The organism is Knoellia altitudinis (genome assembly GCF_042666355.1).
Lineage (GTDB): Bacteria > Actinomycetota > Actinomycetes > Actinomycetales > Dermatophilaceae > Knoellia > Knoellia altitudinis.
The window spans coordinates 1,128,271-1,146,891 of the sequence record NZ_JBHTDK010000001.1 but is presented as its reverse complement, the minus strand read 5'-3'; the positions used below and the strand labels follow the sequence as shown (position 1 = coordinate 1,146,891).

Here is an 18,621-nt window from a genome sequence, read left to right as displayed (position 1 = left end):
CGCGTGCGCCTCGTCAGCTTCCTAGACAAGGGCGCCTCCCTCGACCCGGCGGCGCCGTGCCTCGTCACGGACGACACAACCCTGTCGTATGCCGTGGTGCAGGAGCTGTCGTATGCCGTGGCCTCCGCGCTGGGTGCGTCGGGGGTCCAGCCGGGGACCTCGGTCGCGATCCTCTCGGCCAACGACCCGATCGCCTTCTCCGCCGTCTTCGGGATCAGCCGGTCCGGCGCCGTGTGGTGCCCGATCAACCCTCGCAACGAGGCGACCGAGAACGCCGAGCTGCTCGGGCTCTTCGACTGCGCCGTGGTCATCCACCAGCAGTCGTTCTCGCCGATGGTCGCGGCGATCCGGGACTCGTTGCCCGACGTGCACACGTGGGTCTGTCTCGACGGCGAGGCGCCAGGGTCGTCGACGTGGGACGAGTTCCTGGCTCGCGGTGCCGTCGATGACGAGGGCGCCGCACGGATCGACCGTGACGCGGTCGACGACGTCGCGATGATCGTCGGCACCGGCGGCACGACCGGGCGGCCGAAGGGGGTCGTCCTCACCGGGGCCAACCTCGAGGCGATGACGGCGATCACCCTGATGGGCTATCCCTTCGAGGGCGTGCCGACCTACCTCGCGCTCGCGCCGCTCACTCACGCGGCCGGGGTGCTGTGCTTCCCGATCCTCTGCCACGGTGGGTCGATCGTCATCATGCGGACGCCGGACGTCGGTGGCTTCATCGCCAACATCGAGAAGCATCGCGTCACCCACACCTTCTTGCCGCCCACCCTGATCTACATGGTCCTCGGCCACGAGGCACTGGATGCTGCGGATCTGTCCTCGTTGCAATGCTTCTGGTACGGCGCGGCGCCGATGTCGGTCGACCGGCTGAGGGAGGCTCTGGAGCGCATCGGACCCGTCATGGCGCAGCTCTTCGGCCAGACCGAGGCGCCGATGATGATCTCCCTGCTGCCACCGAGTGAGCACTTCACGCCGAACGGTCAGGTCGCGGAAGGCCGGCTGGCCTCGGCCGGTCGCCCGGCGCCGCTGGTCACCGTCGCGATCATGGACGAGTCCGGTCGGCTGCTGCCGTCCGGCGAGCGCGGTGAGATCGTCGTGCGCGGCTCCCTCGTCATGCGGGGCTACCACCGCAACCCGGAGGCCACCGCCGAGGCGTCACGCCACGGCTGGCACCACACCGGCGACATCGGCTACCTCGACGCGGACAACTACCTCTTCATCGTCGACCGCGCCAAGGACATGATCATCACCGGCGGTTTCAACGTCTACTCCACGGAGGTGGAGCAGGCCCTCATGGCGCACCCCGGCATACGGGACTGCGCGGTCGTCGGTCTCGCCGACGAGAAGTGGGGCGAGAGGGTAGTCGCCGTCGTCCAGGCCCAGCCCGGCACCGACGTCGTGCCCGCCGACGTCATCGCCTTCGTCAAGGAGCGCCTGGGCAGCGTCAAGACGCCCAAGGACGTCTGGGTGTGGGACGACCTCCCCCGGTCGAAGGTCGGCAAGGTGCTCAAGTCCGAGATCAAGGCCCAGCTCCTCGCCTGACCTCCTCGAGACGAGCAGAAATGGGTGAGCCGACCACGTAGGGGTGGTCGGCTCACCAACTACTGCATCCCTCGGCGGTCCCTCAGTCGGAGGAGTCCTTGGACAGGCCCTGCTGGATGAGGTTCATGACCGAGGAGTCGGCCAGCGTCGTAACGTCGCCGACCTCGCGGTTCTCGGCGACGTCCTTGAGCAGGCGGCGCATGATCTTGCCCGAGCGAGTCTTGGGCAGCTCGGGCACGACCATGATCGAGCGCGGCTTGGCGATCGGCCCGATCTCCTTGGACACGTGGTTGCGCAGCTCCTGGACCGTCTCGTCGCCACGGTCCTGCGAGCCACCGCGCAGGATGACGAACGCGACGACGGCCTGACCGGTCGTCTCGTCCGACGCCCCGACGACAGCGGCCTCGGCGACCGACGGGTGCGACACGAGGGCCGACTCGATCTCGGCGGTCGAGAGCCGGTGACCCGAGACGTTCATGACGTCGTCCACGCGACCGAGCAGCCAGATGTTGCCCTTGGCGTCGTACTTCGCGCCGTCACCGGCGAAGTAGTACTTCGGGCCGAAGCGGCTCCAGTAGGTCTCCTTGTAGCGCTCCGGGTCGCCCCAGATGCCACGCAGCATCGACGGCCACGGCTTGGTCAGCACGAGGTAGCCCACCTTGTCGGCCTCGGTGAACGGCTGGCCCTCGTCGTCGAGGATCTCGGCGCTGATGCCGGGGATCGGGCGCTGTGCCGAGCCGGGCTCGAGCGTCGTCACACCCGGGAGCGGGCTGATCATGATCGCGCCGGTCTCGGTCTGCCACCACGTGTCGACGATCGGGGCCTTCTCGCCGCCGATGGTCTTGCGGTACCAGAGCCACGCCTCGGGGTTGATCGGCTCGCCCACCGAGCCGAGCACGCGCACCGACGAGAGGTCGAACTTCGCGGGGATCTCGGCGCCCCACTTCATGAACGTGCGGATCGCGGTCGGCGCGGTGTAGAGGATCGACACCTTGTACTTCTCGATGATCTCCCACCACCGACCCTGGTGCGGTGTGTCGGGCGTGCCTTCGTAGAGCACCTGCGTAGCACCGTTGGCGAGCGGCCCGTAGACGATGTAGGAGTGACCGGTCACCCAGCCGATGTCGGCGGTGCACCAGTAGACGTCGGACTCCGGGTGCAGGTCGTGCACCACGGCATTGGTGTATGCCGTCTGCGCCAGGTAGCCGGCCGTCGTGTGGAAGATGCCCTTGGGCTTCCCCGTGGTTCCGGAGGTGTAGAGGATGAAGAGCGGGTGCTCGGAGTCCATCGGCTCGGCCGTGTGCTCGGGGCTCTGCCTGTCGACGACGTCGTGCCACCAGACGTCGCGGCCCTCGGTCCACTCGACCTCGGACTCGGTGCGCCTGACGACGAGGACGGAGGTGACGGGGGTGTCGCCACCGGCGAGCGCCTCGTCGACGGCGGGCTTGAGCGGGGCCGCCTTGCCACGACGCCACTGCCCGTCGGCGGTGACGACGATCTTGGCCTCGGCGTCGTTGATCCGGGTGCGCAGGGCCTCGGCCGAGAAGCCGCCGAAGATGACGGAGTGCGGAGCGCCGAGGCGGGCACACGCGAGCATCGTCGCGATCGCCTCGGGGATCATCGGCAGATAGATGGCGACCCGGTCGCCCTTCTGCACTCCCAGCTCGAGGAGAGCGTTCGCCGCGCGGGACACATCAGCCAGCAGGTCGGCATACGTGATGGTCCTGGTGTCGCCGGCCTCGCCCTCGAAGTGGAGCGCGACGCGGGCGCCGTTGCCGGCCTCGACGTGGCGGTCGACGCAGTTGTAGGAGACGTTGAGCTCGCCGCCGACGAACCACTTCGCGAAGGGTGCCTCGCTCCAGTCGAGCGTGGTGTCGAAGTCCTTGCTCCACGTGAGGCGCTCGCGGGCCTGACGGGCCCAGAAGGCCTCGTAGTCGGCGTCGGCCTCGGCGTAGAGGTCCTCCGTGCCGACGGCCTGAGCCTTGAGCTCGTCGCTCGGGGAGAGGTCGAGCTCGGCCAGATGGCTGGAGAGGTTCTCGTCGGTCACTTCGGGCTCCTCGTCGTTGGGGACTGCGTCGTGCACAACACGCTCAGGCCCCAGCCAACCGTGTCCGACCGCCCGCATCAACACCGGTCCGCTCCTCATCGCCGGGAGGCGGGTGACCTGCGGCGGACGGTGCGACAAGCGGCACACGCTCGCGCACGCGGGCGCTGACCCGCAGTAACCTCAGTGTCCATGGGCGATGCACCGACACGCGCCGACGTCACTGCTGACGACGACGCCACTGCGACCAAGACGACGACGCCGGCTCCGGCGCACTCCGACACTGGTGCCGACGCTTCGACTCGAACGGACACCGCGACTCGAGCGGACGCTGCGGCGCAACGCGCGGGCTCGCGTGACTGGAAGGCGCTGGTCGGTCGCGTCTGGCCCTTCGTCGCCATGGCCTTGGCAGCACTGCTCTGGTGGCCCGCGGGCTTCTCCGGGCGTGCGGACTGGATGCACCTCCCGCTCATGCAGAGCGTCGGTGGGGCGGCGCCGGTGACCGGTGGAGAGCTCTTCCTCGGCGGTCTCGTCGCCGCAGCCGTCGTGTCCGCTCTCGTCTCGTCGGCCTGGCCGAAGTTCGGGATCGCTGCTGGTCTCACGGCGATCGCGTGGGCGCTCTCCGACGGTGACGTGACGTTCGCAGCGGGTGAGCGGCCCGTCCTGGCCGCCTTGTTGGCGCTCGGCATGCTGCTTGGGCTGGGTGTCGGAGCGCGCGCGCCGCGCGGGCCGGTGGCCGTCGCGACCTTCCTCGCCCTCATCGCAGGTCTGTCACCAGCCACCTACTCGCGCGGTCTCATCCTCGCCGTCGCCGTGGCGCTGCCGTTCTGGGCCGCGACCGCCGACCGGGTGGCTCCGACGATCTTCGCCCTCGTCCGGGTCGTCGTCACCTGGCTGGTGGCCGTCGTCCTGTCGATGGGCCTGTGGGCCGGGTTCGGGAAGCTCGAGGTGGGCGCCATCGCGGACCCGGCCACGGCGGCACCCGTCGTGGGACGCGGGTTCGTCGACTTCGTGCGCGACCGTGGCCTCGACGTCGTCAAGGCGGCACCGCAGACCTATACCTCGTGGTTCTGGGTCGCCGTCGTCCTCGCTGTCGTGTTCGTCGTGACCGCAGCTGCCCTCAGCCGCAGGCGCACCAAGGCGAGCCGACCCTCCGTCGGTGGGGCGCGTCAGCGGTAGAGGCGGGCCTTTGCCTCGCGAACGGTGAGGGTGACGGGCGTGCCCTGGACGTCAACCGTGTCAGGGATGGCGATCCAGGCACCGCCCTCGAGACGGAAGCGGCCGCCATACGTTGCGTCGACCCGGGTTGCCATGACGCCCGGCCGCTCGTAGGTCCAGCGGATGTCGCCTTCGGGGTGGGGACCACCGAGAGAGGCGGTCGGCTCGCTCGAGTTCCCGTCCCCGTAGACGTAGGTCAGCGATCGCAGGACCGGCTGGATCTCGAGGCGGTAACCCAACAGGACTCGCGAGTCGATCTCGTCGGGCCCGACGCCGGCCTCGGGCCAGGTCGTCTCGAAGTAGGTCGGGAGGTTGACGAGGGTGACGTTTCCGACCGGCTGGATCTTGAGATCGCCCTTGGTGAACGTGATCTCGCGGAACGCTTGGCGGATCTGCACCAGTGACGGGAGGGTGTTGCCCGGGAGCTGGTCCGGGAAGCAGGTCACGCCCCACCCCGTCCATTGCCCGGTCGGACCAGCCACCGCTGTGCCGTCGGGATTGACGAGTCGGCGGAGGACGACGGCCTGGAACTGCCCGTTGGCGCATGCTGCAGCCGCAGTGGCGCATCCGGCGTCGGCCTCACCCATGTTGCAGTTGATCCGCGTTCGGTACTGCCAACGAGGACCGGGCTTGCCCACAGCCGCAGCGGCATCGTCCCTCGCCTTCTCGATCTGCGCCCGCGTCAGTACGACTTTCGCACCACCACCTGTCGCTGACGAGTCGAGGTCGCCCGGTGGCGTTGTCGTCTCCGCCGACGCAGGAGCGATCCAGAGCAGGCTGAAGGCAAGCAGGAGGCTGACAGTCAGAGATTCTCGATGTCGTACATTTGCCATGCTCCGTTCACCCACTTCAACGCGGCACCCTTCTTCGTGTTGGATGCCGATATTTTGTGACTCGTCTTCTGGCCATATTGGTAGAGCGGCTGTTCGGTCTGAACGAAGGTGAAATTCAAGAGCACGCTTGGCGCGGTGATCTCCGTCGCCAGCGCGGCGTTCTCGATTCGAATCCCTGACTGCCTCATGGACCAGCCACCCTTGGCGTACTCAGCAAAGAGATCTTGGGTCTTCTTGCACGCAATGCAGTCCTTATCAGCGATGGCAAACAGATCCGGCGCCTTGCGGGGTTCAAGGAGCCCCTTGCCTGCTTGATCGAAGTAGAAGTTCAGGAAGGCGATTGCGCCGGCTTCGGTGCGAGCCTTCGCAGCGGCAGGAACACTCGCCGTCGCCGACGGCGATGCGCTCACGCTCGGCGACGGACTCGCAGAACCCGAGCCGGAAGCCGAGCCCGAGCTGGACGGCGACGCAGCCGAACCGCTCGTCGTCGGCGTCGGGGTCGAGCTGCTTGTCGGCTTGTCGTCGCCACCACATCCGGTCAGGCCGAACGCGGCGATGCAGAGGACGGCCGCATGGCGGCCCCAGGTCTTGTTCACGGTTGATTCCCACCCCAGTCGTGTGTCAAGGACTCAGGTCAGTTTAGGGAAACGGGCGCAACTCGCGACTTGACTTGTCCACAGGCGCGAGCGGGCGGCATACCCATCGCCTGCGTCTTTGGACAAAGTGCTGGGTATGCCGTCCCTCGGGCTGGTCGGAACGTGCACTCTGTGCCCAGTGTGTTCGGCAACGGTGTCGCTTTGCACGGTGGAATGGTTCCCTGAGGGCAAGACGACCACAAGGAGGTGGCCCATGTTCGAAGAAGGCCAGCTGTACTCGCCCGTGACCCAGCATGACGACGGAACCGTCGAGGTCCACCTGAGCGACAACCACCCGGGGCGCAACGACCCCGCCTACCTGAAACGTCGCGGTGAGATCGCCGGCGCCGCCCTGTCCTGGACGCGCGGCGAGCCGATCCCGCAGATCGACTACACCGAGGCCGAGCACGACGTCTGGCGCACGGTGAGCCACGAGCTGGCGCCGAAGCACGAGAAGTACGCCCATAGCGAGTACCTCGCGGCCAAGCACGCGCTCAACCTGCCGACCGAGCACGTGCCGCAGCTGCACGAGGTGAGCGAGCGGCTCGAACCGATCACCGGATGGACCTACATCGCCGCGCCGGGGCTCGTGCCGCTGCGCGACTTCTATGGCGACCTCGGGGCGAAGACGTTCAACTCGACGCAGTACCTCCGCTACGGCAGCCAGCCCCTCTACACCCCCGAGCCGGACATCATCCACGAGGTCATCGGGCACGGGAACCAGCTCGCTTCACCGCGATTCGCGCGCATCACCGAGGCCGCGGGCCAGGCGTCGCTGCGACTCGAGACGGACGACGCGATGAAGTTCGTCGCCGACGTCTTCTGGTTCTCGATGGAGTTCGGGATCATGCGTGAGCACGGCGAGGTCAAGGCCTACGGCGCCGGGATCCTGTCCAGCTATGGCGAGATGGACGAGTTCGGACACATGGAGCACCGGGCGCTCGACCTCGTCGACATGGGGACGCTCAACTACGACATCACGGCCTACCAGCCGGTGCTGTTCTGCGCCGAAGGGATGGACCAGCTCGAGGACGTCGTGGGCTCGTTCTTCGAGTCGGTCGACGACGACCTCGCGGCCAGGCTGCGCGCCGAGGCCGCCACCCGCTGACCCGCCCTCCCCGACTGCCGCATTATCGGGTGACCCGATAAAGGACCGCTCCACCCGAGTTGCCAACCTGGGTGGAGCGGTCTTATGTCGGGTCGAGTGGGTGCGCGCGGGTCAGCTCACCACTGGTGGGCGACGTCGATGACGAGCCGACTCGTGCCGGTCGCGGTGTCGTTGATCGTGAAGGCACGGAAGGGCAGCCGGGCGCGGACGCCGAGGGCGACGGTGGACTGTCCCTCGAACGAGCCCGCCCACTTGACCTGGCGGAACGTCGTGAAGCCGGTGACGTTCGGCATGGCCGGCGCCGTCGTGTAGCGCGCCGCGCGGTCGACGACCTGGAGCGCGGCCCCGCCGGCGACCGGGACCGGGAAGCCGGACCCGTCCTGGGTGACCACCGAGACGTAGCGCACGTCGTAGCCGGTGGCCTTGCCCTTGTGGTCGATGACGAGCCGGTCGAAGCAGGCGTGGCGGCCGGCGCGAAGGCCGGTGAGGGTCGTGGCGTTCATGGTCTGGTTCGTCTTGGCGAGGGATCCCCAGGTGATGCCGCAGTAGGGCGCGGCGGAAGCGGTGGTCGCGCCGACAGCAGCGGGTGCGGTGGCGGCGGCGAGGCCGAGAGCCAGGGCGGCTGCGCTGCGGCGAAGGGTCTTGCTGTTCATGGTGTCCTCCTGGTGGGTGTGACTACACCGAGAAGACGCGTATGCCGTCTCGTCGGTTGACACGTAGGAGACCGGAGTGCCCCGCCAGATACATGCCAGGCCCGGCGAGCCGCCCGCGGTGGGAGGTCGGTGATGATGAGGCCATGACGGTCCACCTCCTCGACGAGCAGTCGGCCTCCGACCTGCGCGCAGCGCCCCTGTCCTACTCGGCCACTGGCGGGTGGGACGGCGAGGCACCACCCGGCTACCACCGCCTCCAGCGGTCGACCACGCTGGCGCGTCGGGACTTCGACGCCGCCGCCGAGGACCTCCTCGCCTGGCGGATGCACTCCAGGGCAGGGCTCAAGGTCCACGCGTCAGAGATCCCGTTGCAGCAGGAGACCGTCGTGCTGATGAGGTGGGGTCTTGGTCCGCTGTCGTTGCGGATCCCCTGCCGCGTCCTCGACGTGCTGGAGGAGCCACGCCGGCGAGGTTTCACCTACGGCACCCTCCCCGGGCACCCGGAGGCCGGTGAGGAGAGCTTCGTCCTCGAGCACCTCGACGACGGTCGCATCACGCTCACCATCACCGCGGACTCGAAGCTGGCGTCGGGGCTGGCCAGGCTCGGCGGCCCGGTCAGCCGCGTCGCCCAGAGCTTCATGACCCAGCGCTACCTGCGCGCCCTGGACCGCCTGTAGCCGGACGGGCCGGACAAGCACAGGGGATCGGGCGGCATACCCCACAACGTCGTGTGCCCCAGCGGTCCCGGGAAGGGAACGCTGGGGCACACGAGGTTTGGCGACCGCGTGGGTCAGTGGTCGAGGGCCTTGCCCACGCCGTGACCGGTGAGGCTGCGCACCTCCATCTCGGCGTACTTCTGCGCGTTGTGCTCCTTGCTCAGGACCGTGCCGAGCCAGCCGAGGAAGAACGCCAGCGGGATCGTCACGAGGCCCGGGTTGTCGAGCGGGAACCACGAGAAGTCGATGTCCGGGTTGGTGATCATCGACGGGGACGGCCCGCCCTCGACCAGAGGCGCCTTGCCTGACACGACCGGGCTGAAGATGATCAGGCCGATCGTCGAGATGAGTCCGCCATAGATCGACCACAGCGCGCCCTGGGTGTTGAACCGCTTCCAGAACAGCGAGTAGAGGATCGTCGGCAGGTTCGCCGAGGCCGCGACCGCGAAGGCCAGCGCCACGAGGAAGGCGATGTTCTGGCTCTTGGCGAACATGCCACCGAGGATGGCGATGACACCGATCGCGACGGCGGAGATGCGGGCGACCCGGACCTCCTGGTCGGACGTCGACTTGCCCCGCGTGATGACCTCCTTGTAGATGTCGTGCGCGAAGGTCGCACTCGCCGTGATCGTCAGCCCGGCGACCACCGCGAGGATCGTCGCGAACGCGATGCCCGACACGATCCCCAGGAACGGCGACCCACCGAGCTCGAACGCGAGCAGCGGAGCAGCCGAGTTCGCCTTGCCCGGAGCCGCGTTGATCGTCTCCGCGCCGACGAGCGCACCGGCGCCGTAGCCGACGACGAGCGTGAGCAGGTAGAAGCCACCGATGAGCCAGATCGCCCACTCGACCGACTTGCGCGCCTGCTTGCTCGTCGGGACGGTGTAGAAGCGCTGCAGCACGTGGGGGAGGCCGGCGGTGCCGAGGACCAGTGCGAGCGACAACGAGATGAAGTCGATCTTGGTCGTCGTGCTGACGCCGTACTTCACGCCGGGCTCGAGCAGCTTCTCGCCGACTCCGGGGTTCTTCTGCACCGCGGCATCGAGCAGACCCGAGAGGTTGAAGCCGTACTTGCCGAGCACCCACACGGTCATGATCGCGGTGGCCGCGATGAGCAGGACCGCCTTGATGATCTGGACCCACGTGGTGCCTCGCATGCCGCCGATGAGGACGTAGGCGATCATCACGATGCCGACGACGGCGATGACGAGGTTCTGCGCGCCCTCACCCTCGATGCCCAGGAGCAGCGACACGAGGCCACCGGCGCCGGCCATCTGCGCGAGCAGGTAGAAGAACGACACCGCGAGCACCGAGATGGCGGTCGCGATGCGCACCGGGCGCTGCTTGAGGCGGTAGGACAGCACGTCGGCCATCGTCAGCCGGCCGGTGTTGCGCATCAGCTCGGCGACGAGCAGGAGCGCGACGAGCCACGCGACGAGGAAGCCGATCGAGTAGAGGAAGCCGTCATAGCCCTGGAGGGCGATGGCACCGGCGATGCCGAGGAAGCTTGCGGCGGAGAGGTAGTCACCGGCGATGGCGACGCCGTTCTGGCGGCCGGAGAAGCCGCCGCTCGCGGTGTAGAACTCGCCGGCGGTCTTCTTGCCGCTGGCCACTTTGACGATGACGACGAGGGTGACGAGGACGAAGCCGACGAAGATCGCGATGTTGAGGGCGGGCGAGCCGACCTGGGTGGTCTCGGTGGGGACCAGGCCCGACAGTGAGGTCATCTCAGTGCTCCTTCACGCCGTCGAGACGCGCACCGATGGCGTCGGCCAACGGGTCGAGCTCGCGGTTGGCCCAGCGGGCATAGGTGATCGTGATCGCGAACGTCGTGACGAACTGTCCGAGGCCGAAGAGCAGGCCGATGTTGATGTTGCCGATGACCTTGGTGCCCATGAAGCCGGGCGCGAAGGTCGACAGCAGGACGTAGACGAAGTACCAGACGAGGAAGAACGCCGTCATCGGGAAGACGAAGCCGCGGAACTTCTTGCGCAGCGCCTGGAACTCGTCGGTGGTCTGCATGGCGACGTAGGGATCCTCGTCGCCGCGGGTGCGAGCTTCGTTGCTCACGGGGCACCTCCAGTGGTCGGTCCCGGAAGTGTCCGGGTCACCCCACACTGTCGATGCTCCGGTATGCCGTCCGCCCCCCTGCCGCGCCGGCTCGCGCCGGGCGGATGCGGGCCTTCGTCGGGTGGCGCGGGCAGGTGCGCCGAGCGGCCGGTGGGAAGCGACGAGCGGTCGGGGGCGGGATACGAGAAAGGCCTGTGTCGGTGCCGGCCACGGGTTGTCGGGGTCGTGTTGTTGGATAGCGGGGTGGAGATCGACCGGCCCGCCCTGTTCATCACGGATGCGCTCTTCGTCGACGAGCGGGTGCAGCGCCTGGTCGACGAGGTGCAGTCGCACTATGTCGTCATCTACGGGACTCCGGACGAGTCGCCCGTGGACCCGACGGAGTTCATGCCGCCGCAGGGCCGCTTCGTGCTGGCCCTGCTCGACGACGAGCCGGTCGGCATGGGCGGGTGGCGGTGGCGTCGCGACCTCGCCGAACGCTTCGACGGTGACGCGGTCGCCGAGGTCAAGCGGATGTTTGTCTCACCGGTGGCCCGTGGGCGAGGGGTGGCCCGGCGCGTGCTCGCGCGCCTGGAGGAGTCGGCGCGGGCCGAGGGCGTGGAGCGCTTCGTCCTCGAGACGGGGACGATGCAGCCGGACGCGATGGGGCTCTACGAGGCGACGGGCTACGGGCCGGTCGTGCCGTTCGGCCACTACGCGCGCTCGCCCTTCGTCCGCTGCTACGGCAAGCACCTGCGCTGACGCGACCCTCGGGCCGCCGTCAGCTGAAGTGACGGACGAGCTCGCGCCACGTGCTCTCCGGCGCGCTGCCCGTGGGGAAGCGGCCATCGAGCTCGAGGATCACCATGCCGTGCGCGGAGGCCCACAGCGCCTGGCCCCGGTGGGGGTCGCCCGTCGCCTCGAAGAACGGTGACCCCGACCACTCCTCGAGGCCGGGTGGCAGGGCGGCGCGATCGATGGGGCCGGAGGTCGAGAGGCGATAGAGCTGTGGGTTGGCGGTCGCGGTCTCGCGATAGCGCCGCACCAGCCGGGACACCGTCGTCACCGGCCTGAGCGCCTCGCCGTTCTCCTTGAGCGCGAGCGCCACGAGCTGGGTCTTGAGGGCGTCCTTGCTGCTGAAGTGCTTGTAGAGCGAGGGCGCCGCGATCCCGAGCTCGTCGGCGAGGGTGCGCATGGTGAGCGTCTCCCAGCCCTGGCGCTCCAGCACGGTGCGGGCGGCGTCGACGACCTGACAGGCGCGGGGGGTGAGGAGCAGGGTCGGGTCGAGCTCCTCGGGGCAGGTCATCGGGTGATGCTAGCGCCGGCCTCCACGCGGTCCCGGATCGCGGCGTTCATGGCCGCGAAGTCGTCACCGACGTCGAGCGCCGACCCGACGAAGGGGACGAGCACCCCGGAGAAGTCCTCGCTCTGGGTGAGTCGGGTGCCTCCCGGGATCGCCTCGAGAGTGAACGCGTGCTCACCGTCGAGGAGGCCGGGCGCGACGACGCGGCCGAGCCAGCGCAGCTCACGTCCGGGATCGGCGGCGAGGAGGGTCGGTGAGAACGTCATGGCCTTGCCCCCCGCCGGGTGGATCTCGACGGTGAGGGTGGCGCCGGTGCGCGCCGTCCCGCTGAGCTGGCGGATGAACGGGTTCCATTCCGGGTATGCCGCGAAGTCCGTCAGTGCGGCCCACACCTTCGCGGGCGGAGCGGCGATGTCGACGGACCGCTCGACCCGCTGCTCGCGGTGGAGGAGGACGGCGGTCAGGGCGAGGGCCGCGACGGCTGCCGTGGCGATGAGGGCGATGCGCAAGATGGTCATGGTCGAACTCCTGGGTCTGGTGGTCTGGGCTAACGTTGTTAGCCCAAACTAGGCTAACAACGTTAGCCCGTCAATATTTCCGAACGTCCTGACGGAGGAGGGCATGATGGGCGCCGTGCGCGCACTCGTGAAGACCGAAGCCGGGCCCGGCCTCCAGCTCGTCGACGTCCCCGAACCCGTGTGCGGTGACGCCGACGTCAAGATCCGCGTGCTGCGAGCAGGGCTCTGCGGCACCGACCTCCACCTCGAGCAGTGGGACGAGTGGGCGGCCTCGGTCGTCGAGGCACCGATGACGATCGGGCACGAGTTCTATGGCGAGGTCGTCGAGGTGGGGGCGCTCGTCGGGCACCTCAAGGTCGGTGACCGGGTGTCCGGCGAGGGACACCTCGTCTGCGGGAACTGTCGCAACTGCCGGGCCGGCCGCCGCCACCTCTGCATCAACACCGTGGGGGTGGGCGTCAACCGCGACGGGGCGTTCGCCGACTTCGTCGTCATCCCGGCGACCAACGCCTGGCTCCAGCCCGCAGACCTCGACCCCGACCTCGGCGCGATCTTCGACCCCCTCGGCAACGCCATCCACACGACCCTGCAGTGGCCGGTCGTCGGGGAGGACGTCGTCGTCACCGGCGCCGGACCGATCGGGGTCATGGCCGTCGCGATCGCTCGTCACGCCGGCGCGCGGCGCATCGCCGTGACCGACATGAGCGACGAGCGGCTGTCTCTGGCCAAGGGAGCCGGAGCCGACCTCTGCGTCAACGTCGCGCGAGGAGAGAACCTCGCGTGGGCGCAGGAACAGCTCGGCATGCTCGAGGGCTTCGACATCGGCCTCGAGATGAGTGGCGCCCCGCTGGCGGTCGAGGACATGCTCGCCAACCTCAACCACGGTGCCCGCGTGGCGATGCTCGGCCTGCCCAAGGACCCCTACCCGATCGACTGGGGCCGGGTCATCACCCACATGATCACGATCCGCGGCATCTATGGGCGCGAGATGTTCGAGACCTGGTACCTCATGGGGTCGATGCTCGCCACGAGCGCGAAGCTGCGCGAGGCAGTCCAGTCCGTCATCACCCACCGCTTCCCCGCGGAGGAGTGGGCCAAGGGCTTCGAGGTCGCGCGGTCGGGTCAGTGCGGCAAGGTCGTCCTCGACTGGAGCTGAGCCGGCACACAAGGCGGTAGGTGGAGCGGTGTGTGAGGCTGGGACGCATGACTGCGGCATACCTGGTTGTCGTCCTTGCTGTCATCGTGACACCCGGCGTCGACGTGCTCGTCACGCTGCGCAACACGGTGGCGGCCGGACGACGGGCCGGCTTCGGCACCGTCCTCGGCATCGGAGCCGGGTCCGCGATGCAGGGCGTGCTCGCCTCCGTCGGCGTGGGCGCGGTGATCGTGCGGGTGCAGCCGCTCTTCCAGGTGATCAAGTGGGCCGGCGTCGCCTACCTCGTCTGGCTGGGCATCAGCGCGTGGCGCTCGGCGCTCGCGGGCAGCTACGCCGAGGGCGACGCCGTCACCGACTCCGGCATGGCGCGCGGCTTCCGCACCGGCGCGCTGACCAACCTCACGAACCCCAAGATGCTCGTCTTCTATCTCGCGCTGCTGCCGCAGTTCGTCGCGCCGACCGCGCCGGTGCTGGTGTGGCTCGGGCACGCGCTGGTGCTCCCCGTGGTCGGCTGCGCCTGGCTGGCCCTCATCGTGCTCGGCGCCACGAGGGTGCGTCAGACGTTGCTCCGCCGCCGCACCCGCCGGGTCATCGATGCCGTGAGCGGGGCGTTCCTCGTGGGGTTCGCGGCCAGGCTGTCCCGCGAGGCCTGACCTACCCCCGGGGGAGTAGTCGCAACGACTCCCGGCGCAGGCCGCACCGCGGGGCTCGACGTGCCACGCTGGCGGCATGCCCTGGGACCGCGACGCGCAGACCTGGGGTCCGCCGCGTCGGGTCCCGGGGGCCGCGTGGGTCATCGGGCCGCTCTTCATCGCGTCCTTCCAGGTCGTCGGCAGCTTCGGGGCCTCCCGCGGCCAGGCGGGGACCCGGGCCATCGACGCGCTCGGCATCGTGCTGCTGCTCGCCGGTCCCGTCTCGCTGGCGCTCGCCCGCTGGTGGCCGGTGCCCGCCGTCATCGCCGCGGGCGCCGCAGTGGGCGTCTGGCTCGCGCTCGGCTACCCCTACGGTCCTGTCTTCGTCGCGTATGCCGTCCTCACCGTCCTCAACATCGCTCGCGGTCGGCGGTGGGTCGCCTGGGGTGCGGCCGCGCTTCCCGTGGTGGGCCAGGTCGCGCGGGGATGGGTTGCGCCGGAGGCGAAGTGGTCGTGGGCCGGCACGGGCGGGCTGGTCGCGTGGCTGCTCGTGGCGCTCGCGGTGGCTGAGCTGGTGCGGGCCCGGCGCGACCGGTTCGCCGCGGCTCGGACCGCCCACCGCGAGTCGGTGCGTCGCCGCGAGGGGGAGGAGCGGCTGCTCATCGCGCAGGAGCTGCATGACGTCGTCGCCCACCACATGTCGCTCATCAACGTCCAGGCCGGGGTGGCGCTGCACCTCGCGCAGCGTGAGAGGCCAGAGCACGTCGAGCCGGCGCTGCGCGCCATCCGCGATGCGAGCAGCGAGGCGCTGGCCGAGTTGCGTTCTCTCGTCGACGTGCTGCGCTCCGACCACGCGCCGGCGCCACGGGCTCCGACAGTGCGACTGGCTGCCCTCGGCGACCTCGTCGACCGCAGTCGCGCTGCCGGGCTCGAGGTCCGGGTGGTCCGGTCGGGCACCCAGCGTGAGCTGCCCGCGGCAGTGGACCTCGCGGCATACCGGATCGTCCAGGAGGCGATCACCAACGTTGTCCGCCATGCCCACGCGCAGCACGCCACGGTCACCCTCGACCACGACACCGACCTCACCGTGACGGTCGAGGACGACGGCCGTGGGGCGGACCCGGACGCGCTTGTCCACGGCAACGGGATCTCGGGGATGACGGAGCGGGCCCGGGCCCTGGGAGGCTCGGTCGCCATCGACCGGTCGCCGCTCGGTGGCCTTCGGGTGCGCGCGAGCATCCCTGCGCGAGAGGGGAGCTCGACATGATCCGGGTGGTCTTGGCCGATGACCAGCTGCTGCTGCGTGCCGGGTTGCGGGCGCTGCTCGACGCCGAGGACGACATCGAGGTCGTGGGTGAGGCGAGCGCCGGCGCCGAGGCCGTCGACCTCGTGCGGGCGCTGACGCCCGACGTCGTGCTCATGGACATCCGCATGCCCGGCACTGACGGGCTCGAGGCCACGCGCGTCATCGCCGCCGACGAGCGGCTCGCCGAGACCAAGGTCGTCATCCTCACGACCTTCGACCTCGATGAGTACGTCTTCGAGGCCGTGCGCATCGGCGCCAGCGGGTTCCTCGTCAAGGACACCGAGCCGACCGAGCTGCTGCGGGGTGTGAGGGCGGTCGCCAGTGGCGACGCGCTGCTGAGCCCACGGGTGACGCGCCGGCTGATCGGCGAGTTCGCGTCGCGCAGCCGGGACACGTCGATCCCCGCTGCCCGAGAGCTCGCACTGCTCACCGACCGCGAGCGCGAGATCGTCGGCCTCGTCGGTGAAGGGCTCAACAACGACGAGATCGCGGCCCGGCTCGTCGTGTCACCGGCAACTGCCAAGACCCACGTGAGCCGGGCAATGGTCAAGCTGCATGCCCGTGACCGGGCGCAGCTCGTCGTCCTCGCCTACGAGTCCGGGCTGGTCCGGCCCGGCTGGAGCCAGGGGTCGGGTCAGGGTTGACCCGTACGCCCGGGGGAGGCCGACAGGTGCCGCCCGCTGGGGGATTCGGTGGTGGCGTCCGCCGCGAAGGATCGGTGGTGTCAGCTCAACCCATCCATTCCAGGAGCCATCATGAGCACCCTTCTCACCACCGCAGCAGCCCTTCCCCTCCATGACGACCGCTGGAGTGGGGGCGGACCCGGGCCGTGGTTCATCCTCTTCCCGATCTTCTGGTTCCTCGTCATCGCCGGGCTCATCACGGCGGTCCGCTTCGGAGGTGGGCGTCGCTGGCGCCGCTTCCAGGCCGCCGAAGGCTCGCGCGCCGGAGAGGCCAGGCTGGCCGAGCGCTTCGCCGCCGGCGAGATCGACGAGCAGGAGTACGAAGCCCGTCGCGCCGTCCTCCGTCGCGGTTCGCAGACATGAGCACCGCGTCGCCCGTCGTCCAGATCAGCGGACTCACGAAGCGCTACGGCGACACCGCGGCCGTCGAGGGCGTCACGCTCGAGGTCGGGGCCGGCGAGGTCTTCGGCTTTCTCGGCCCCAACGGTGCCGGCAAGACGACGACCCTGCGCATGCTGCTCGGTCTGGTCTCGCCGACGTCGGGTCGGGCGCTCGTCCTCGGACGGGCGCCCGGCCACCCGGACTCGCTGGCGCGCATCGGCGCACTCGTCGAGGGGCCGGGGCTCTATCCCTATCTCTCCGGCCGCGCCAATCTCGACGTCATCGCGCGGTATGCCGGCGTGTCCCGATCCGCGGTCGCCCCGGCTCTCGAGACGGTCGGGTTGGCCGACCGGGCCGGGGACAAGTTCTCGCAGTACTCGCTCGGCATGAAGCAGCGCCTCGGTGTGGCCGCGGCGCTGCTCAAGGACCCGGAGCTCGTCATCCTCGACGAGCCGACGAACGGCCTCGACCCGCAGGGCATGCGCGACATGCGGGCCCTGGTGCAGTCGCTTGGGCGTGAGGGGAGGACGGTCATCCTGTCGAGCCACCTCATGGGCGAGGTGCAGCAGATCTGCTCACGGGTGGCCGTCATCGACCGGGGGCGGGTGGTCGCGGACGCCTCGGTCGAGGAGCTCCGGGGCCAGGCCGACCTCGAGGTCGTGGCGCACCCTCGCGACGTCGCTCGACGTGTGCTGGAGGCGCTGCCCGAGGTGGCGTCGGTGCGCGACGCGGGAGGTGGGCTGCTCGTGGACGTGCCCACACGGCATACGGCCGCAGTTGCCTCTGCGCTGGTAAGCGCGGGCGTCTCGCTCACCGGGTTGCGGCGCAAGGAGCGTGAGCTCGAGGACATCTTCCTCGACTTGACCGGTCATGAGCCGGTCACCACCGGGAGGGCATCATGAACACTGCACTGACGGGGTTGGGTCCGGTCGTGCGCGCAGAGCTGGCCAAGCTCGCGCGCCGGCCCGCCGCGTGGGTGCTGCTGGGGACGGCGGTGGCGCTCAACCAGGTCTTCGCCTACGTCATCCCCTACTTCGCCTATCGCGGTGACGCGTCGAGTGACTTCGCCAACGAGGGCTCGACCAAGGAGCAGCTGCTCGCGGGGATGATGCCCGGCCAGCTCGTCGCCAACACGGTGGGCGCCTTTGCGGTCTTCGTCGGGGCGCTGGCTCTGGTGCTGGGCGCTCTCGTGACGGGTACGGAGCACACGGGTGGGACCCTCAAGACGCTGCTGACCCAGCGGCCGGGGCGCGTCGCCGTGGCGGTGGGTCAGGCGCTGGCCGTAGTCGTGTCGGTCGGGATCGGCGTGGTCGTGCTGGCGCTGACGGGGGCTCTGTCGGCTGTGGTCGTGGCCCTGGTCGAGGGACAGTCGCTGGGGTGGCCGGCTCTGGCCGACCTCGCGTCCGGGCTGGGGTCGGGCTGGGCGATCCTCGCGATGTGGGGAGCTGTCGGTGCTGCCCTGGGTTCGCTGCTGCGGGCCGTGGCGATGCCGATCGGGCTGGGGGTCGTGTGGATCCTCGCCATCGAGAACCTCGTCACCGCGGTGTCGCGCTCGACCCTGACGTCGCTGTCCGGTCTGCGTGACGTGCTGCCCGGGGTCAACTCGGGCTCGCTGCTCGGGTCGATCCTGCCGAGCTCGGGTGGTGAGGGTGCGCCGGGCGTCAACACGCTCGTCGACGGGAGCCGTGGGCTGGTGACGGTGCTGGCCTACCTGGCTGTGGCCGTGGTGGCCGCGGCGTTCGTGACCAGCCGCCGCGACGTCGCCTGACGCGTGAGTCCCAGCGAGGTGCAGGTGCCCGGTCCGCGCTGTGCACTGCTGCGCCCCAGCGAGCATTGCA

20 protein-coding genes are annotated in these 18,621 nt (G+C 69.5%); 12 read left to right on the top strand and 8 right to left on the bottom strand.

Annotation, left to right across the window (positions count from 1 at the left end; translation table 11 throughout):
- Positions 1-3: 3 nt before the first annotated feature.
- Positions 4-1,548 carry an acyl-CoA synthetase gene (locus ACFQW8_RS05405; RefSeq protein WP_380085947.1) on the top strand — a complete coding sequence of 515 codons (1,545 nt, stop codon included), beginning with the start codon at positions 4-6 and terminating at the stop codon, positions 1,546-1,548.
- Positions 1,549-1,630: 82 nt separating this feature from the next.
- Here the strand turns inward: ACFQW8_RS05405 and acs are convergent, their stop codons facing one another.
- Complete coding sequence (acs, locus tag ACFQW8_RS05400; RefSeq protein WP_380085945.1) at positions 1,631-3,595, bottom strand: acetate--CoA ligase; 1,965 nt, start codon at positions 3,593-3,595, stop codon at positions 1,631-1,633.
- 189 nt (positions 3,596-3,784) lie between these two features.
- On the opposite strand from acs, the gene ACFQW8_RS05395 reads away from it, so the two are divergent.
- Positions 3,785-4,771, top strand: a complete 987-nt coding sequence (locus ACFQW8_RS05395) for a hypothetical protein (RefSeq protein WP_380085944.1) — start codon at positions 3,785-3,787, stop codon at positions 4,769-4,771.
- Here the strand turns inward: ACFQW8_RS05395 and ACFQW8_RS05390 are convergent.
- Both ACFQW8_RS05390 and ACFQW8_RS05385 read right to left on the bottom strand, forming a co-directional pair.
- Positions 4,762-5,397, bottom strand: coding sequence for a hypothetical protein (locus ACFQW8_RS05390; RefSeq protein ID WP_380085943.1), 636 nt, complete (start codon positions 5,395-5,397; stop codon positions 4,762-4,764). The two genes, ACFQW8_RS05395 and ACFQW8_RS05390, sit on opposite strands and share 10 nt — an antisense overlap.
- A gap of 215 nt (positions 5,398-5,612) precedes the next feature.
- Positions 5,613-6,239, bottom strand: a complete 627-nt coding sequence (locus tag ACFQW8_RS05385) for a DUF6318 family protein (RefSeq protein WP_380085942.1) — start codon at positions 6,237-6,239, stop codon at positions 5,613-5,615.
- A gap of 253 nt (positions 6,240-6,492) precedes the next feature.
- Between ACFQW8_RS05385 and ACFQW8_RS05380 the strand changes: the two genes are divergently transcribed.
- A complete protein-coding gene (locus ACFQW8_RS05380) occupies positions 6,493-7,386 on the top strand; it encodes a phenylalanine 4-monooxygenase (RefSeq protein ID WP_380085941.1) in 894 nt (297 codons plus the stop codon).
- 116 nt (positions 7,387-7,502) lie between these two features.
- On the opposite strand, the gene ACFQW8_RS05375 is transcribed toward ACFQW8_RS05380, so the two are convergent.
- A complete protein-coding gene (locus tag ACFQW8_RS05375) occupies positions 7,503-8,039 on the bottom strand; it encodes an AMIN-like domain-containing (lipo)protein (RefSeq protein WP_380085939.1) in 537 nt (178 codons plus the stop codon).
- A gap of 143 nt (positions 8,040-8,182) precedes the next feature.
- Between ACFQW8_RS05375 and ACFQW8_RS05370 the strand changes: the two genes are divergently transcribed.
- Entirely contained in the window at positions 8,183-8,716 is a 534-nt protein-coding gene (locus tag ACFQW8_RS05370) for a DUF1990 family protein (protein WP_380085938.1), read from the top strand.
- Between the two features lie 113 nt (positions 8,717-8,829).
- Here the strand turns inward: ACFQW8_RS05370 and ACFQW8_RS05365 are convergent, their stop codons facing one another.
- Positions 8,830-10,482 (bottom strand): solute symporter family protein, encoded by a 1,653-nt coding sequence (locus ACFQW8_RS05365; RefSeq protein WP_380085936.1) that lies wholly within the window; start codon positions 10,480-10,482, stop codon positions 8,830-8,832.
- Position 10,483: 1 nt separating this feature from the next.
- On the bottom strand, positions 10,484-10,825 hold the full coding sequence (locus ACFQW8_RS05360; protein ID WP_380085934.1) for a DUF485 domain-containing protein: 342 nt from the start codon (positions 10,823-10,825) through the stop codon (positions 10,484-10,486).
- A gap of 243 nt (positions 10,826-11,068) precedes the next feature.
- Between ACFQW8_RS05360 and ACFQW8_RS05355 the strand changes: the two genes are divergently transcribed.
- Complete coding sequence (locus tag ACFQW8_RS05355; RefSeq protein WP_380085933.1) at positions 11,069-11,566, top strand: GNAT family N-acetyltransferase; 498 nt, start codon at positions 11,069-11,071, stop codon at positions 11,564-11,566.
- 19 nt (positions 11,567-11,585) lie between these two features.
- Here ACFQW8_RS05355 and ACFQW8_RS05350 read toward each other — a convergent pair whose 3' ends face one another.
- A complete protein-coding gene (locus tag ACFQW8_RS05350; RefSeq protein WP_380085932.1) occupies positions 11,586-12,110 on the bottom strand; it encodes a TetR/AcrR family transcriptional regulator in 525 nt (174 codons plus the stop codon).
- Positions 12,107-12,625, bottom strand: coding sequence for an SRPBCC family protein (locus ACFQW8_RS05345; RefSeq protein WP_380085931.1), 519 nt, complete (start codon positions 12,623-12,625; stop codon positions 12,107-12,109). The genes ACFQW8_RS05350 and ACFQW8_RS05345 overlap by 4 nt, the downstream gene beginning before the upstream one ends.
- A gap of 115 nt (positions 12,626-12,740) precedes the next feature.
- Between ACFQW8_RS05345 and tdh the strand changes: the two genes are divergently transcribed.
- The 7 genes from tdh (at position 12,741) to ACFQW8_RS05310 (ending at position 18,551) form a co-directional block, all read left to right on the top strand.
- Positions 12,741-13,781, top strand: coding sequence for an L-threonine 3-dehydrogenase (tdh, locus tag ACFQW8_RS05340; RefSeq protein WP_380085930.1), 1,041 nt, complete (start codon positions 12,741-12,743; stop codon positions 13,779-13,781).
- A gap of 47 nt (positions 13,782-13,828) precedes the next feature.
- Complete coding sequence (locus tag ACFQW8_RS05335; RefSeq protein ID WP_380085929.1) at positions 13,829-14,434, top strand: LysE family translocator; 606 nt, start codon at positions 13,829-13,831, stop codon at positions 14,432-14,434.
- Between the two features lie 76 nt (positions 14,435-14,510).
- Positions 14,511-15,680: a sensor histidine kinase gene (locus ACFQW8_RS05330; protein ID WP_380085928.1), complete on the top strand. Its 1,170-nt coding sequence runs from the start codon at positions 14,511-14,513 to the stop codon at positions 15,678-15,680.
- A complete protein-coding gene (locus ACFQW8_RS05325; protein ID WP_380085927.1) occupies positions 15,677-16,363 on the top strand; it encodes a response regulator in 687 nt (228 codons plus the stop codon). The genes ACFQW8_RS05330 and ACFQW8_RS05325 overlap by 4 nt, the downstream gene beginning before the upstream one ends.
- A gap of 111 nt (positions 16,364-16,474) precedes the next feature.
- Positions 16,475-16,765 (top strand): SHOCT domain-containing protein, encoded by a 291-nt coding sequence (locus tag ACFQW8_RS05320; protein ID WP_380085926.1) that lies wholly within the window; start codon positions 16,475-16,477, stop codon positions 16,763-16,765.
- Positions 16,762-17,685: an ABC transporter ATP-binding protein gene (locus ACFQW8_RS05315; protein ID WP_380085925.1), complete on the top strand. Its 924-nt coding sequence runs from the start codon at positions 16,762-16,764 to the stop codon at positions 17,683-17,685. The genes ACFQW8_RS05320 and ACFQW8_RS05315 overlap by 4 nt, the downstream gene beginning before the upstream one ends.
- Positions 17,682-18,551: an ABC transporter permease subunit gene (locus ACFQW8_RS05310; RefSeq protein ID WP_380085924.1), complete on the top strand. Its 870-nt coding sequence runs from the start codon at positions 17,682-17,684 to the stop codon at positions 18,549-18,551. The genes ACFQW8_RS05315 and ACFQW8_RS05310 overlap by 4 nt, the downstream gene beginning before the upstream one ends.
- The last annotated feature ends 70 nt before the right edge of the window (positions 18,552-18,621 follow it).

What these genes read in the sequence shown, in the direction of transcription:
- ACFQW8_RS05395 (WP_380085944.1), top strand. Translation starts at nt 3,785, where the DNA reads ATGGGCGATGCACCGACACGCGCCGACGTCACTGCTGACGACGACGCC.
- ACFQW8_RS05390 (WP_380085943.1), bottom strand. Translation starts at nt 5,397, where the DNA reads ATGGGTGAGGCCGACGCCGGATGCGCCACTGCGGCTGCAGCATGCGCC.
- ACFQW8_RS05380 (WP_380085941.1), top strand. Translation starts at nt 6,493, where the DNA reads ATGTTCGAAGAAGGCCAGCTGTACTCGCCCGTGACCCAGCATGACGAC.
- ACFQW8_RS05375 (WP_380085939.1), bottom strand. Translation starts at nt 8,039, where the DNA reads ATGAACAGCAAGACCCTTCGCCGCAGCGCAGCCGCCCTGGCTCTCGGC.
- ACFQW8_RS05370 (WP_380085938.1), top strand. Translation starts at nt 8,183, where the DNA reads ATGACGGTCCACCTCCTCGACGAGCAGTCGGCCTCCGACCTGCGCGCA.
- ACFQW8_RS05365 (WP_380085936.1), bottom strand. Translation starts at nt 10,482, where the DNA reads ATGACCTCACTGTCGGGCCTGGTCCCCACCGAGACCACCCAGGTCGGC.
- ACFQW8_RS05350 (WP_380085932.1), bottom strand. Translation starts at nt 12,110, where the DNA reads ATGACCTGCCCCGAGGAGCTCGACCCGACCCTGCTCCTCACCCCCCGC.
- ACFQW8_RS05345 (WP_380085931.1), bottom strand. Translation starts at nt 12,625, where the DNA reads ATGACCATCTTGCGCATCGCCCTCATCGCCACGGCAGCCGTCGCGGCC.
- ACFQW8_RS05335 (WP_380085929.1), top strand. Translation starts at nt 13,829, where the DNA reads ATGACTGCGGCATACCTGGTTGTCGTCCTTGCTGTCATCGTGACACCC.
- ACFQW8_RS05330 (WP_380085928.1), top strand. Translation starts at nt 14,511, where the DNA reads ATGCCCTGGGACCGCGACGCGCAGACCTGGGGTCCGCCGCGTCGGGTC.
- ACFQW8_RS05325 (WP_380085927.1), top strand. Translation starts at nt 15,677, where the DNA reads ATGATCCGGGTGGTCTTGGCCGATGACCAGCTGCTGCTGCGTGCCGGG.
- ACFQW8_RS05320 (WP_380085926.1), top strand. Translation starts at nt 16,475, where the DNA reads ATGAGCACCCTTCTCACCACCGCAGCAGCCCTTCCCCTCCATGACGAC.
- ACFQW8_RS05315 (WP_380085925.1), top strand. Translation starts at nt 16,762, where the DNA reads ATGAGCACCGCGTCGCCCGTCGTCCAGATCAGCGGACTCACGAAGCGC.
- ACFQW8_RS05310 (WP_380085924.1), top strand. Translation starts at nt 17,682, where the DNA reads ATGAACACTGCACTGACGGGGTTGGGTCCGGTCGTGCGCGCAGAGCTG.